A 13,323-nucleotide genomic window follows, 5' to 3' on the forward strand; every position below is an offset into this window, starting at 1 on the left:
AGCACCCGCTGCGGTCAGCCGGTGACCTCCATCAGGGCATCGCCCAGGGCTTTGGCCTCGTCAGGCGTGAGCTCCACCACGAGGCGTCCGCCGCCTTCGAGCGGAACGCGCATGATGATGCCCCGCCCCTCTTTGGTGACTTCGAGCGGGCCGTCACCCGTCCGCGGCTTCATGGCCGCCATGCTCGTTCCCCTTCCTGCAACCGCTCAGCTACGCACCGGCAGTCCGTCCACCGCCGGTATCGAACGCATTGATCGGAAGCCATTATCCCGCATGCCACGGCCTGATGACCAACATCACTCTCGGTGCAACCACGGCCGGACCGGCCGCAACCACCGCAATTGGCGTCATAAGCCCCGGCGTGGCGGCGGTCCGGGCGAGGCCGGAGGGTGCGATACCTCACACTCCCCACGCCGCCCCGGACTCCGGCATCCTGGCACCACCACCCACGCGACGATCACCGAGGGAGCCCTCGCGCATGTCGGATTCCGTGCTGTACGAGCTGGACGGCGGCCTGGCCGTCATCACCATCAACCGACCGGAGGCGATGAACGCCCTCGACGTCGCCACCAAGGTGGCGCTGCGCGACACCGTGATCGAGGCGGCCGGGGACCCGGCGGTGCGCGCGGTGCTGCTGACCGGCGCGGGCGAGCGGGCCTTCTGCGTCGGGCAGGACCTCAACGAGCACCTGGCGCTGCTGAAGCGCTTCGAGGAGACCGGCGAGGGCGCGCTGCGCACGGTCGCCGAGCACTACAACCCGCTGACCCGCGCGCTGGCCGGGATGCGCAAGCCGACCGTCGCCGCGGTCGGCGGGGTGGCGGCCGGGGCGGGCGCCTCGCTCGCCTTCGCCTGCGACTTCCGGATCCTCTCCGACCGGGCCGGCTTCAACACCGCCTTCACCGGCATCGGCCTGACCGCCGACTCGGGCGCGTCCTGGACGCTGCCCCGGCTGGTCGGGCACGCCAAGGCCACCGAGCTGCTGATGCTGCCCCGGACGGTCAAGGCCGTCGAGGCGATGGAGCTGGGCCTGGCCACCAAGGTCGTGCCGGCCGACGAACTCGCCGCCACCGCACGGGCCTTCGCCCGCGAGCTGGCCGAGGGCCCGACGGTGGCCTACGGCGCCGTCAAGGAGTCGCTGGCGTACGGCGCTTCGCACTCGCTGGACGAACTGCTCGACAAGGAGGACGAGTTGCAGACCCTGGCCGGGGAGAGCGAGGACCACCGGATCGCGGTGCGCGCCTTCATCGCCAAGGAGAAGCCGAAGTACGTCGGGCGCTGACGCCGCCCCGGCGCCCGGCGCCTCCTACCGCTTCCCGCCGCCGGTGCGGACGTGGCAGTCCGCCAGGTGGTCGTCGACCAGGCCGCAGGCCTGCATCAGGGCGTACGCGGTGGTCGGGCCGACGAAGCGGAAGCCCGCCTTCTTCAGCTCCTTCGCGAGCGCCGTCGACTCGGGGGTGACGGCCGGCACCTCGCCCAGCGTGCGCGGGGCCGGCCGGTCCGGGTCGGCGGCGAACCGCCAGATCAGCGCGTCCAGTCCGCCGTCCAGGTCGCGGGCGGCCCTGGCGTTGGCGATCGCCGCCTCGATCTTGGCCCGGTTGCGGATGATGCCGGTGTCGGCGAGCAGCCGCTCCTTGTCGGCCTCGCCGAACTCGGCGACCTCGCCGATCTCGAAGCCGGCGAACGCGGCCCGGAAGCCCTCCCGGCGGCGCAGGATGGTCAGCCAGGACAGGCCGGACTGGAAGGCCTCCAGGCAGACCCGCTCGAACAGGGCGTCGTCGCCGTGCACCGGGCGGCCCCACTCGGTGTCGTGGTAGACGCGGTAGTCGTCGGTGGAGTCGCCCCAGCCGCAGCGGCGCAGGCCGTCCGCGCCGAGCACGGCGCCTCCGGGGGCCTCGGTCACCGGTCCTCCACCGGCTTCGCGTCCTCGGGGGCCGGCTCCTTGCCGAGCACCACGGTCGGCTTGACCACCTCGGCGAAGGACTCCAGGCCGGGCAGCGGTTCGGCGGCCGGGTCGGGGGCGGTGGTGGCCTCGACCGCGCCGCGCAGGTGGGCGGCGGCCTCCAGCTCGGCGATCCGCGAGTCGCGGTAGGCGAGCTCGGCGCCGAGGCGGTCCAGGACGTCGTCCACCTCGTCCATCCGGTAGCCGCGCACCGCCATCGGCAGGCGCAGCTCGTCGACGTCCGCCTTGTTCAGCGGGCGGTCCTGCGGCAGCCGCGCGGCGATGCGGTCCGGCACCGCCTCCGGCATCGAGCCGCCCCCGCCGAGCGCCACCAGCGCGGCGCCGCCGACCACCACGGCCATGGCGACCACGATCACCCAGAACACGAGCTGTCCTCCCGAACTCCCGGTCGGCCTCCTCCGAGGTGCCAGGGAACCGGGCCGATCATGACAGCATGGTCCCTGGTGAGGCCGGGGGCCATCATCGCACCCGTAGGAGCTGTGGAGGAGACATCGGTGGCACTGCGCCTGGGACCGCGGGAATTCGGTGACGACGAGCTGGTGATCATGGCGATCGTGAACCGGACCCCGGACTCGTTCTTCGACCGGGGCGCGACCTTCGCCGACGAGGCCGCGTTCGCCGCCGCCGACCGCGCGATGGCCGAGGGCGCGGCGATCCTGGACATCGGCGGGGTGAAGGCCGGCCCGGGCGACGAGGTCACGGTCGAGGAGGAGCTGCGGCGCACCGTGCCCTTCGTGGCCGAGCTGCGCAAGCGCCACCCCGAGGCGGTGATCAGCGTGGACACCTGGCGGCACGAGGTCGGCGAGGCGGTCTGCGAGGTGGGCGCGGACCTGCTGAACGACGCCTGGGGCGGGGTGGACCCGAAGCTCGCCGAGGTGGCCGCCCGCCACGGCGTCGGGCTGGTCTGCACCCACGCGGGCGGCGCCGAGCCGCGCACCCGGCCGCACCGGGCCGGGTACGAGGACGTGATGGCGGACATCCTGCGGGTCACCGTGGGGCTCGCCGAGCGGGCGGTGGAGCTGGGCGTCCGCCGGGACGCGGTGATCATCGACCCGGGGCACGACTTCGGCAAGAACACCCGGCACTCGTTGGAGGCCACCCGGCGGCTGCCGGAGATGACCGCGACCGGCTTCCCGGTGCTGGTCTCGCTCTCCAACAAGGACTTCGTCGGCGAGACCCTGGACCGCCCGGTGGACGAGCGGCTGCTCGGCACCCTGGCCACCACCGCGGTCTCGGCCTGGCTGGGCGCCCGGGTCTACCGGGTGCACCAGGTCGAAGAGACCCGCCAGGTGCTGGACATGGTCGCCTCGATCCGGGGCACCCGCCCCCCGGCGGTCGCCCGCCGGGGGCTGGCGTAGCGCGCGCCTCCCGACGGCGCTCGGCCCGCCCCCGGGGCGCCCGGCTAGATCCCGTTCGCGGGCCGGCGGGCTTCGGCGAGGATCTTCAGGACCTCGTCGATCTCGTCGGTGATGTGGAACAGTTCCAGGTCGTGCGCGGCCGCTTTGCCCTGCGCGACGAGGGTGTTCTTCAGCCACTCGTAGAGGCCGCCCCAGTAGGCGCTGCCGTAGAGGATCACCGGGAAGCGGGTGACCTTCTTCGTCTGCACCAGGGTGAGCGCCTCGAACAGCTCGTCCAGCGTGCCGAGTCCGCCGGGCAGGACGACGAAGCCCTGCGCGTACTTGACGAACATCGTCTTGCGGACGAAGAAGTAACGGAAGTTCAGCCCGAGGTCGACGAACTCGTTGAGGCCCTGTTCGAAGGGCAGCTCGATGCCGAGTCCGACGCTGAGGCCGCCGGCCTCCGAGGCGCCCCGGTTGGCGGCCTCCATCGCGCCCGGGCCGCCGCCGGTGATCACCGCGTAGCCGGCCTCGGCGAGGGCCCGGCCGATGGCGGTCCCGGCCTCGTACTCGGGGGAGCCGACCGGGGTCCGGGCCGAGCCGAAGACGCTGATCGCGGGCGGGAGTTCGGCGAGGGCGCCGAAGCCCTCGACGAACTCGGAGGTGATCCGCAGCACCCGCCAGGGATCGGTGTGCAGCCAGTCGGTGGGGCCCGTGGTGTCCAGCAGGCGCTGGTCCGTGGTGCTGGTTCCGACCTGGTCCCGGCGCACCAGCACCGGGCCCTTCTGCTTCTCGGGCCAGGCCTTCTTCTTCCGCGGCACGCCGACCTGCTCGGGGCCGTGTCCGTAGTGCTTGTCGTCTCCTGTGCCTGTCATGACGAAACCCTACGCCCGCCTTCCCCCGTTTTCAGGCAACGGGGGAAGGTCGGTCTGGCAACCGGAAGGTGGAGTTCGACCGCCGGTTCGACCGGCCCTGAACGTCCCCGACTCAGCTGGTCAGCCAGGCGCGCAGCCGGTCCTCGGTCTCGGCGATGGCGGTCAGCGAGCAGTGCTCGTCCCGCTTGTGGGCGAAGTTCGGGTCGCCGGGGCCGTAGTTGACCGCCGGGATGCCGAGGGCGCTGAACCGGGCGACGTCGGTCCAGCCGAACTTGGCGCGGGCCCGGCCGCCGGTGGCCGCCAGGAAGGCCTTGGCGGCGGGCTGGGAGAGGCCGGGGAGGGCGCCGGGGGCGAAGTCGGTGACGGTCAGCTCGAAGCCGTCGAAGACCTCGCGGACGTGCTTCTCCGCGTCGGCCTCGCTGCGGTCGGGCGCGTAGCGGAAGTTGACGGTGATCACGCACTCGTCCGGGATCACGTTGCCGGCCACGCCGCCGTCGATCCGCACCGCGTTGAGGCCCTCCCGGTACTCCAGGCCGTCGATCTCCACCCGGCGGGGCTCGTACGCCGCGAGCCGGGTGAGCACCTCGGCGGCGCGGTGGATGGCGTTGTCGCCGAGCCAGCTGCGGGCCGCGTGGGCGCGCACGCCGGTGAGTCGGATCTGCGCCCGCAGGGTGCCCTGGCAGCCGCCCTCGACCATGGCGTCGCTGGGCTCCATCAGCACCGCGAAGTCGGCGGCCAGCCACTCCGGGCGGTCCTTGGCGAGGTGGCCGAGGCCGTTGCGGTGGGCCTCCACCTCCTCGCAGTCGTAGAACACGTAGGTGAGGTCGCGGTTGGGCTCGGTCAGGGTGGCGGCGAGCCGCAGCGCGACGGCCACGCCGGACTTCATGTCCGAGGTGCCGCAGCCGTAGAGCAGGTCACCCTCGACGTACGACGGCAGGTTGTCGGCGATCGGTACGGTGTCCAGGTGCCCGGCCAGTACGACGCGCTCGGCGCGGCCCAGGTTCGTCCGGGCCACCACGTTGTTGCCGTAGCGGTCCACGGTCAGGTGCGGGTAGCCGCGCAGGGCGGCCTCGACGGCGTCGGCGAGCGCCTGCTCGTCGCCGCTCACCGAGGGGAAGTCGACGAGGCGGGCGGTCAGCGCGCCACCGTCGAGGGTCAGGTCCAGGGGCGTCGGGTTCGGGCTGCTCATGGCGTCAGCCTAGCCGGGCGGCCGTGTGCCCTGGGTGGTCGCGCTGTGACAGGGAACGCCTCCGGTTCGGCAACCGGAGTGCGCCGTACACCCGTCCGAGTGGGTACGGTGTCGGATCAAGACGGCGGGCGCGAGAGGGGCGAGGGTGGCCAGGAGAAGGCGCGGCGAGGAGCTGGGCGAGGAGCAGGGCGACGAAGTGGCGCCCCGCCGCCGCGGTCCGGTGCGCGCGCTGCTGCTCGTACTGGTCGGACTGCTCGGTCTGGCGATGGTCGCGGGCCTGGCGGTGGTCGGGATCTGGTGGTTCGGGTTCCGGCAGGGCGCCTCGGAGGAGTGCACGGTGAAGACCGCGGCGGGCAGCGGCACGCTGGAGCTGCCGCAGGCCGCCAACGCCGCGACGATCGCCGCGGTGGCGCGCTCGCGCGGGCTGCCGGACCGGGCGACCGCGATCTCGCTGGCGACCGCGATGCAGGAGTCCAAGCTGCGCAACCTCGCGGGCGGCGACCGGGACTCGATCGGCCTGTTCCAGCAGCGGCCCTCGATGGGCTGGGGCACCCCGGAGCAGATCGCGGACCCGGTGTACGCGACCAACAAGTTCCTGGACGGCCTGGTCAAGGTCCCGGGCTACACCCGGATGCCGCTGACCGACGCGGCCCAGTCGGTGCAGAAGAGCGGCTACCCGCAGGCGTACGCCAAGCACGAGACCAAGGCGACGCTGCTCACCTCGGCGCTGGCCGGCCGTGAGCCCGCCTCGTTCAGCTGCGTGGTGCACGACTACGCCAAGCCGGACCCGGCCGACTCGCCGTCGCCGACCGCGGGCGCCTCGGCGACCCCGGTCGCGCTGCCGGACCGCACCCAGGTGCTGTCGGACCGGGTGCGCCGGGAGTTCGGCCGGACCGTCACCCCGGCCGCCGGCTACGCCTCGACGATCAAGGGCGCCGAGAACGCCGTCGCGCTGACCCCGGACCCGGCCACCGCCGCACTGACCTCCTCGGCGGACTCCGGGTCCGACGCCGGGGCGAGCGCCGAGCGGGCCAGCGGCTGGGAGGTGGCCCACTGGGCGGTCGCCCAGGCGCAGCAGCTGGGCATCGCGACGGTCGCCTACGACGGGAAGATCTGGCGCAAGTCCGAGTCCGAGGACGGCTGGCAGACCCAGACCTCGGGGACGTCGACCAAGCTCGTCCAGGTCACCCTGGCGCCGTCCGGGAAGGGCTGACGTACAGTCGTTCGGGTTGCCGCCGGACGGGTGATTCCGGTCAACTCCGGTGGACCGACCGCCCGTTCCGGCGAACCCGGGTGGCGAACCGTCACTCCCCTTGTCCCGGACCGGTTCGGCGGTGCCCGGCGGGGCCCGGCAAGCACCCTCGCTGCGGTCGTACGATCCGATGATCGGTCGGGCACTTTCCCGCCCAGGCCGAAACCTTCCGGCTCCTCAAGCGGTAACAACATCGTCCGCCAGGTCCCGTCCGCGCTCGGATCGTCCACCCGGCGGACGGGACGGACCCAGACCCCTTCGAGGAGCCCCATGTCTCACCCCCTCACGCGCCGGATCGCCCAGGCCGCGCTCGTCGTGGCGGCCGGAGCGACCCCGCTGGTCGCGGCCGGCTCCGCGTCCGCCCTGGGCGGGGACGCCCTGCTTCCCAAGAGCGACCTCGCGGCGCCGCTGGGCCAGCTGACCAACACCGACACCGGTTCCACCCTGCAGCACACCACCCACCAGCTCGGCCAGGCCGCCGGCACCACCGGCGCGGCCACCGTCGCCGCGGGCGTGCCGGCCTCCGCCGACGCCGCGGGCAACATCGTCGCCCACCAGCTCCCCGAGGCGAACGAGAAGGCCAGCTCGCTGACCGCGCCGGTCGACCAGACCGCCGCCACCACCGGCCAGCTCTCCGCCGTCACCCCGAAGGTCGCCTCGACCCTGGCCGGCAAGCTCGGCGAGGCCGTTACCGGGAAGGGCATGGGCACCCGCAGCGCCACCGCCGGCACCGGCCCGGTCGCCGGGCTCCCCCAGACCGGCGCCCTCACCCAGGCCCTGCCCGGCGGCGACCGGCTCTCCGGCGCCGTCCCCGGCACCAACGCCGTCACCGACGCGCTGCCGACCAGCGCGGTGCAGCGCGCCCTGCCGCTCGGCCCGGTCGAGCACGCGGTGCCCGGCGGCGTGCCCGCCACCGACGTGCTGGGCCTCGCGGAGCACGGCTCGGCCAACCGGCTCGGCGGCGCCGACCTCGGCCCGAACAACCCGCTGGCCGGCCTGACCGGCGCCCTCGGCCCGGTCGGCGGCCTGCTGAACGGCGTCAACGGCGGCAACCTCGGCGGCGGCCTGCCGCTGTAACCCCCGGGTACGTCGAAGGGGCCGGCGCCTCGGGCACCGGCCCCTTCGACGCGTCGTCAGCGCGCCGCGGTCAACCGCTCCACGGCCGCGGCGACCCGCTCGTCGGTCGCGGTGAACGCGACCCGCACGAAGCGGTCGCCGGACGGCCCGTAGAAGTCACCGGGCGCCACCAGGACGCCCAGCGAGGCCAGTTCGGCCACGGTCTCCCAGCACGGGCGGTCCTGGGTCGCCCACAGGTACAGGCTCGCCTCGGAGTGCTCGATCCGGAAGCCGTACGCCTCCAGCGCCGCCCGCAGCGCCGAGCGCCGGGCCGCGTACCGCTCCCGCTGCTCGGCCACGTGGGCGTCGTCGGTCAGCGCCGCGATCGTCGCCGCCTGGACCGGCGCCGGCACGATCATGCCGCCGTGCTTGCGCAGCCCCAGCAGCTCCGCCACCACGACCGGGTCGCCCGCCACGAAGGAGGCGCGGTAGCCGGCCAGGTTGGAGCGCTTGGAGAGCGAGTGGACGGCCAGCAGGCCCTCGTGGTCGCCCCCGCAGACGTCCGGGTGCAGCACGGAGACCGGCTCGGCCTCCCAGCCCAGCTCGAAGTAGCACTCGTCGCTGACCAGCAGCACCCGGTGCTCCCGGGCCCACTCGACGGCGCGGCGCAGCTCGTCCGCGCCGAGCACCCGGCCGGTCGGGTTGGACGGCGAGTTCACCCAGAGCAGGCGCACCCGGGAGCCGTCCAGCTCGTCCACCGAGTCGTACTCGACCGGCTCGGCGCCGCACAGCCGTGCGCCCACCTCGTAGGTCGGGTAGGCCAGCCGGGGGTAGGCGACCTGGTCGCCGGGGCCGAGGCCGAGCTGGGTGGGCAGCGAGGCCACCAGCTCCTTGGAACCGACGGTCGGCAGGACGGCCCGGGGGCCGATCTCGGCGCCGCAGCGGCGGTGCAGCCAGCCGGCGATCGCCTCGCGCAGCTCCAGCGGGCCCCAGACGGTCGGGTAGCCGGGGGTGTCGGTGTGGGCGGCCAGCGCCTTCTGGATCACCTCGGGGACCGGGTCGACGGGGGTGCCGACGGAGAAGTCGCAGAGGCCACCCGGGTGGGCGAGGGCGGTGGCCTTGTAGGGCTCCAGCTTGTCCCACGGGAAGACGGGCAGCCGGTCGGAAACGCGGCGCGCCGCCCCCGGGTGACCCGGGAACGGCGCGCGCGTGCTGTTCGTGCTCACAGCTCAGTAGCCACCGATCGTCAGTGGTCGGCGTTCTGCGGCGGCAGGGCCGCGATGAACGGGTGGTCCCGCTCGATCAGGCCGAGCTTCGAGGCGCCACCGGGCGAACCCAGGTCGTCGAAGAACTCGACGTTCGCCTTGTAGTAGTCCTTCCACTCCTCCGGAGTGTCGTCCTCGTAGAAGATCGCCTCGACCGGGCAGACCGGCTCGCAAGCGCCACAGTCGACACACTCATCCGGGTGGATGTAGAGGGAACGCTGGCCCTCGTAGATGCAGTCAACCGGGCACTCTTCGATGCACGCCTTGTCCTTCACGTCGACACAAGGCTGCGCGATGACGTAGGTCACGCTGTCGTTCCTCCTCGGAAGGGCCTGGCGGCCCGTTCTGTTCTGCTCGCGTGCGCGGTGAGCGCGGCGTCGTCGATGCCCGCCCCTAGTATCGCGGGTCGGGGACCGCAAATGCACAGGAGGTGGCCGGATCATGACCCGAGACGCGCTGGAGAGCCGTCCAGAAGTCCGGATAGATCGCTCTGACGTGGGACTTCGCGTGTCCGTCCGACGCCTCTCCGAGTTCGTCGACGACCGGCCGGTGTTCCGCGATGTGATCGGCGTTCTCACATCGTGGGACGACGAGGGCCTGGTGGTCGAGCCGCGCTCGGGCGGGCCGGTCGCCTTCCCGGAGAAGCTGCTGGTCGCGGGCAAGGTCGTGCCGCCGTTCCCGGCCCGGCGGGCGCCGCTGCCCGCCGCCACTCCGGTCGAGCTGCAGCGGATCTCCGCGCTCGGCTGGCCGGCCGTCGAGCAGGAGCCGCTCGGCGAGTGGACGCTGCGCGCCTCGGCCGGATTCACCCGGCGGGCCAACTCCGCCCAGGCGCTCGGCGACCCGGGACTGCCGCTGCCTCAGGCGCTGGCCGCCCTGCGGGCCTGGTACGCCGCGCGGGGACTGCCCGCCTACGTCGAGGTGATCACCCCCGGCTCGCCCGGGGACCTGCGCGCCGAACTCGACCGGCTGGGCGCCGGCTACGCGCCCACCCTGGTGCTGACCGCGCCGCTGGCCGCGGCCGCCCGGGCCGGCACCGGGCGCGAGCGGGTACGGCTCTCCCGGACGGCGGACGCCGGCTGGATGTCGCTGTACCGCCGGGTGGGCGCCGACCCGGCCGTGGAGGAGGCCGCCCGGCAGGTCCTGCACGGCGGCCCCTCGGTCTGGTTCGCCACCGTCCCCGGCGCCGAGGGGCAGCCCCCGCTGGCGATCGGACGATGCGTCGTGGACGGCCCGTGGGCCTGCTTCGGCGCGATCGAGGTCCAGCCGTACGCCCGGCGGGCCGGACTGGCGACGGCGGTCATGGCGGTGCTCGCCGCCCGCGCGGCGGAGGAGGGGGCGAGCGGCGCGTACCTGCAGGTCGAGGCGGAGAACGACGGTGCGATCGCGCTCTATGACGGACTCGGCTTCACGACCAGTCACACTTACCACTACGCGCTCCTTCCCCAGGAGTAGCCGCCCGACCGTTCCGCCCTGGTATGTCCGCTTGTCCGTCCGTCGTACGAAGGCCGCCGCCGTCACCGTGACCGAGCAGAGCAGAGACCGCTTCCGGACCGCCGCCCGCGCCGAGCAGCCCGACCCGGTGCTGCTCTGCCTGCTCGCCGCCGCCGAGCACGACCCCGTCCTCGACCCGGGCGATCCGGGCGAGCCGCCCGGCGTGGACGCCCTGCTGGCCGCCTGCTCGGCCGCCTTCGACCGGCACGCGACGGCCGTCCGGGTCGCCGTCGCCGAACGCTCGCCCTCCGGGCCGGAGGAGACCGCCGCCCTGCTCGCCGCCGTGCTCGGCGGGCGGGAGCGGTTCCACGGGCGCCAGTCCGACTACCGGCGGCTGGAGTCCTCGCTGCTGCCCGACGTGCTGCGGCGTCGGCGCGGACTGCCGATCACGCTCTCGCTGGTGTGGATGGAGGTCGGGCGGCGCGCCGGGCTCACCGTCCACGGCATCGCGCTGCCCGGCCACTTCATCGTCGCGGTCGGCGGCCCGGCCGGCGGCGAGGAGTACGTCCTCGCCGACCCCTTCCACGGCGGACGGCTGCTCGACCCGGCCGACGTCGAGCACCTGGTCGCCGCCGCCGGGCACGACTTCACCCCGGCCCTGCTCACCCCGGCCCAGCCGCTGGACATCGTGCTGCGGGTGCTCGGCAACATCCGGGTCTGGGCCGCCGACCGGCCCGAGCACGCCCGCACCCAGCTGTGGGCCACCGAACTCGCCCTGCTGCTCCCGCGCCACCCGGCCCAGCTCCGGCTGGAACGGGCCGAACTCCTGGTGCGGATGGGCGACTTCCTCCGCGGCTCGGCGGAGATGGACTCCTACGCCCAGATCCTGGACGCCTTCGACCCGGACACCGCCGCCAAGGTCCGCCAGGAGGCCCGGGCGGCCCGCCACCGGCTCAACTGAGGACCCGGGGCCTAGAGCCAGCCCTTCTCGCGGGCGATCCGGACCGCCTCGGTGCGGTTGCGCGCCTCGGTCTTCTGGATCGCCATCGAGAGGTAGTTGCGGACCGTCCCCTCCGACAGGTGCAGCCGCCTGGCGATGTCCGCGTTCACCGCGCCGTCCGCGGCCGCGCCCAGCACGTCCCGCTCGCGCGCGGTCAGCGGGTTGGCACCCTCGGCCAGCGCGGCCGCCGCCAGCACCGGGTCGATCACCCGCTCCCCGCGCAGCACCCGGCGGATCGCCTCGGCCAGCTCGGACGCGGGCGCGTCCTTCACCAGGAAGGCGTCCGCCCCGGACTCCATCGCCCGGCGCAGGTAGCCCGGGCGCCCGAAGGTCGTCGCGATGACCACCTTCGTCCCGGACGCCTGCCGGTGCAGCTCGGCGGCCGCCTCGATGCCCGTCATGCCCGGCATCTCGATGTCCAGCACGGCGACCTGCACGTCGTTCGCCAGCACCGCCGCCACCACCTCGTCCCCGCGGCCCACCTGCGCGACGACGTCGATGTCCCCCTCCAGCCCGAGCAGCGCCGCCAGCGCCTCCCGGACCATCCCCTGGTCCTCGGCGAGCAGCACGCGGATCGAGGGGCTGTTCTCTGCGTTAGCCATGGCCACGACCTTAGAGGTGAGCCGACCTGACCCTCCGCCAGGGGCAGGAGCCGCCGCTCCGCCCGCCGCGGACCGCGGTCGAGCGGTCAGCGTCAGGAGACCACCTTGGGCGGCTCGGTGGGCACCGGGGCCGTTCGCAGCGGGACGGAGGCCCGGAGGCGGAAGCCCTTGCCGCGTTCGCCCGGCCCGGTCTCCAGGCGGCCGCCGACCAGGGCGAGGCGCTCCTCCAGGCCCGAGAGGCCGTTGCCCGGCTGGGACTTGCCCGGTCCGCGCCCGTTGTCGGTGATCTCCAGGACGGCGTAGCGCTCGCCGCTGCCCTCCCAGGTCTCGTCCGCCGTCACCGTGCAGACGGTGGCGCCCTCGCCGTGCCGGACGATGTTGGTGACGGCCTCGCGCAGCGCCCAGGCCAGCGCGCCCGCCTCCTCGTTGGCCAGCGACGGCCAGGCGTCCACCAGCTCCGGCGCGGCCTCCAGCCGGACCTGCGCGGCGGACAGGGCGGTCCGGGCGGCGGCGAGCTCGACCGGCAGGGTGGGGCGGCGGAAGCCGGTCACGGCCTCCCGCACGTCGATCAGCGACTGCCGGGCGACCTGCTCGATGTCGGCGACCTGGGCCCGCGCCGCCTCGTCCTTGCCGGCGTCCATGAACCGCCCGGCCAGCTCGCTCTTCAGGGTGATCAGCGAGAGCGAGTGCCCGAGCAGGTCGTGCAGGTCGCGGGCGAGCCGCAGCCGCTCCTCGGAGGCGGCCAGGTGGGCCACCGCGGCCCGGGCCTCGCGCAGTTCCTTCATGGTGGCGACCAGCCGCTGCAGGCCGGTCATCGCGACGCCGGAGAGGAAGGCGCTGAGCGCGAAGGTGGAGATGTTGTCGTTCCCGGCGTGGATCAGCAGCCCGGTCGCGGCGGTCAGCGCGGCCATACCGATCAGCGCGCGCAGTGCGATGTTCGGCGGGCTGATGACCGCGAGGCACACCGAGGCGTAGATGAACATGGTCAGGAACGCGGGGCCGAGCAGGAACGAGGAGGCCACGGCGAGCACGATCATCGTCCCGACGATCACCTGGCAGGCCCGCGGCCTCATCCCCGCCTGCGAGCGGAAGATCACCAGCAGGACGTACGAGACCACGAAGACCGCCAGGCAGGCCCAGCCGAGCACCTGGCCGGTCAGGCTGTGGCCGCCGTTGACCAGGTCACCCGCCGGGTAGGCCAGGTAGGTCATCCACAGCAGCATCCAGGCGACCTTGACCAGCAGCTGACGCCGGGTCTCCACCGGACCGCCCGGGACGTTCATGAACTGCGCGCGCGCCACACCCGTCTCCGGCTGCTCGTCGGATCGGCGGGTCTGGCGCGCGTCACTCATACGG

Annotated in this window: 15 protein-coding genes; 6 read left to right on the forward strand and 9 right to left on the reverse strand. The window is 73.8% G+C overall.

What is annotated here, in order from left to right; translation table 11 throughout:
• Positions 1 to 14 precede the first annotated feature (14 nt).
• On the reverse strand, positions 15 to 182 hold the full coding sequence (locus ACZ6Z8_RS09365; protein WP_070043274.1) for a DUF3117 domain-containing protein: 168 nt from the start codon (positions 180 to 182) through the stop codon (positions 15 to 17).
• 296 nt (positions 183 to 478) lie between these two features.
• Between ACZ6Z8_RS09365 and ACZ6Z8_RS09370 the strand changes: the two genes are divergently transcribed.
• Positions 479 to 1,279 carry an enoyl-CoA hydratase-related protein gene (locus tag ACZ6Z8_RS09370; RefSeq protein WP_465607813.1) on the forward strand — a complete coding sequence of 267 codons (801 nt, stop codon included), beginning with the start codon at positions 479 to 481 and terminating at the stop codon, positions 1,277 to 1,279.
• 24 nt (positions 1,280 to 1,303) lie between these two features.
• Here ACZ6Z8_RS09370 and ACZ6Z8_RS09375 read toward each other — a convergent pair whose 3' ends face one another.
• Together ACZ6Z8_RS09375 and ACZ6Z8_RS09380 are read right to left on the reverse strand one after the other, a co-directional pair.
• Entirely contained in the window at positions 1,304 to 1,900 is a 597-nt protein-coding gene (locus ACZ6Z8_RS09375) for a DNA-3-methyladenine glycosylase I (protein WP_465607815.1), read from the reverse strand.
• The gene (locus ACZ6Z8_RS09380) at positions 1,897 to 2,325 is read right to left on the reverse strand and encodes a DivIVA domain-containing protein (RefSeq protein ID WP_465607816.1); all 429 of its coding nucleotides are present in this window, start codon (positions 2,323 to 2,325) and stop codon (positions 1,897 to 1,899) included. Before ACZ6Z8_RS09380 ends, ACZ6Z8_RS09375 begins: the two co-directional genes overlap by 4 nt.
• A gap of 180 nt (positions 2,326 to 2,505) precedes the next feature.
• On the opposite strand from ACZ6Z8_RS09380, the gene folP reads away from it, so the two are divergent.
• The gene (gene folP / locus ACZ6Z8_RS09385) at positions 2,506 to 3,318 is read left to right on the forward strand and encodes a dihydropteroate synthase (RefSeq protein WP_465608424.1); all 813 of its coding nucleotides are present in this window, start codon (positions 2,506 to 2,508) and stop codon (positions 3,316 to 3,318) included.
• Between the two features lie 44 nt (positions 3,319 to 3,362).
• On the opposite strand, the gene ACZ6Z8_RS09390 is transcribed toward folP, so the two are convergent.
• Positions 3,363 to 4,172: an LOG family protein gene (locus tag ACZ6Z8_RS09390; protein WP_465607818.1), complete on the reverse strand. Its 810-nt coding sequence runs from the start codon at positions 4,170 to 4,172 to the stop codon at positions 3,363 to 3,365.
• Positions 4,173 to 4,284: 112 nt separating this feature from the next.
• On the reverse strand, positions 4,285 to 5,361 hold the full coding sequence (gene dapE, locus ACZ6Z8_RS09395; protein ID WP_402812305.1) for a succinyl-diaminopimelate desuccinylase: 1,077 nt from the start codon (positions 5,359 to 5,361) through the stop codon (positions 4,285 to 4,287).
• A 145-nt stretch (positions 5,362 to 5,506) separates the two neighbouring features.
• Between dapE and ACZ6Z8_RS09400 the strand changes: the two genes are divergently transcribed.
• Together ACZ6Z8_RS09400 and ACZ6Z8_RS09405 are read left to right on the forward strand one after the other, a co-directional pair.
• Entirely contained in the window at positions 5,507 to 6,574 is a 1,068-nt protein-coding gene (locus ACZ6Z8_RS09400; protein ID WP_465607820.1) for a VldE C-terminal domain-containing protein, read from the forward strand.
• A gap of 309 nt (positions 6,575 to 6,883) precedes the next feature.
• Positions 6,884 to 7,690 carry a hypothetical protein gene (locus tag ACZ6Z8_RS09405; protein WP_465607822.1) on the forward strand — a complete coding sequence of 269 codons (807 nt, stop codon included), beginning with the start codon at positions 6,884 to 6,886 and terminating at the stop codon, positions 7,688 to 7,690.
• A gap of 56 nt (positions 7,691 to 7,746) precedes the next feature.
• Here the strand turns inward: ACZ6Z8_RS09405 and dapC are convergent, their stop codons facing one another.
• On the reverse strand, positions 7,747 to 8,895 hold the full coding sequence (dapC, locus tag ACZ6Z8_RS09410; RefSeq protein WP_465607824.1) for a succinyldiaminopimelate transaminase: 1,149 nt from the start codon (positions 8,893 to 8,895) through the stop codon (positions 7,747 to 7,749).
• A 20-nt stretch (positions 8,896 to 8,915) separates the two neighbouring features.
• Positions 8,916 to 9,242, reverse strand: coding sequence for a ferredoxin (gene fdxA / locus ACZ6Z8_RS09415; RefSeq protein ID WP_030287402.1), 327 nt, complete (start codon positions 9,240 to 9,242; stop codon positions 8,916 to 8,918).
• A gap of 133 nt (positions 9,243 to 9,375) precedes the next feature.
• On the opposite strand from fdxA, the gene ACZ6Z8_RS09420 reads away from it, so the two are divergent.
• Positions 9,376 to 10,386: a GNAT family N-acetyltransferase gene (locus ACZ6Z8_RS09420; RefSeq protein WP_465607826.1), complete on the forward strand. Its 1,011-nt coding sequence runs from the start codon at positions 9,376 to 9,378 to the stop codon at positions 10,384 to 10,386.
• Positions 10,387 to 10,417: 31 nt separating this feature from the next.
• Positions 10,418 to 11,326: a SirB1 family protein gene (locus ACZ6Z8_RS09425; protein ID WP_465607828.1), complete on the forward strand. Its 909-nt coding sequence runs from the start codon at positions 10,418 to 10,420 to the stop codon at positions 11,324 to 11,326.
• Between the two features lie 11 nt (positions 11,327 to 11,337).
• Here ACZ6Z8_RS09425 and ACZ6Z8_RS09430 read toward each other — a convergent pair whose 3' ends face one another.
• Entirely contained in the window at positions 11,338 to 11,967 is a 630-nt protein-coding gene (locus ACZ6Z8_RS09430; RefSeq protein ID WP_465607830.1) for a response regulator, read from the reverse strand.
• 92 nt (positions 11,968 to 12,059) lie between these two features.
• A complete protein-coding gene (locus tag ACZ6Z8_RS09435) occupies positions 12,060 to 13,319 on the reverse strand; it encodes a sensor histidine kinase (protein WP_465607832.1) in 1,260 nt (419 codons plus the stop codon).
• Positions 13,320 to 13,323 lie beyond the last annotated feature (4 nt).

The organism is Kitasatospora sp. NPDC101108 (assembly GCF_055584725.1).

Coding starts and splice junctions, on each gene's coding strand:
- ACZ6Z8_RS09390 (WP_465607818.1), bottom strand. CDS start 4,172: ATGACAGGCACAGGAGACGACAAGCACTACGGACACGGCCCCGAGCAG.
- ACZ6Z8_RS09405 (WP_465607822.1), top strand. CDS start 6,884: ATGTCTCACCCCCTCACGCGCCGGATCGCCCAGGCCGCGCTCGTCGTG.
- dapE (WP_402812305.1), bottom strand. CDS start 5,361: ATGAGCAGCCCGAACCCGACGCCCCTGGACCTGACCCTCGACGGTGGC.
- ACZ6Z8_RS09365 (WP_070043274.1), bottom strand. CDS start 182: ATGGCGGCCATGAAGCCGCGGACGGGTGACGGCCCGCTCGAAGTCACC.
- ACZ6Z8_RS09370 (WP_465607813.1), top strand. CDS start 479: ATGTCGGATTCCGTGCTGTACGAGCTGGACGGCGGCCTGGCCGTCATC.
- folP (WP_465608424.1), top strand. CDS start 2,506: ATGGCGATCGTGAACCGGACCCCGGACTCGTTCTTCGACCGGGGCGCG.
- ACZ6Z8_RS09435 (WP_465607832.1), bottom strand. CDS start 13,319: ATGAGTGACGCGCGCCAGACCCGCCGATCCGACGAGCAGCCGGAGACG.
- ACZ6Z8_RS09430 (WP_465607830.1), bottom strand. CDS start 11,967: ATGGCTAACGCAGAGAACAGCCCCTCGATCCGCGTGCTGCTCGCCGAG.
- ACZ6Z8_RS09420 (WP_465607826.1), top strand. CDS start 9,376: ATGACCCGAGACGCGCTGGAGAGCCGTCCAGAAGTCCGGATAGATCGC.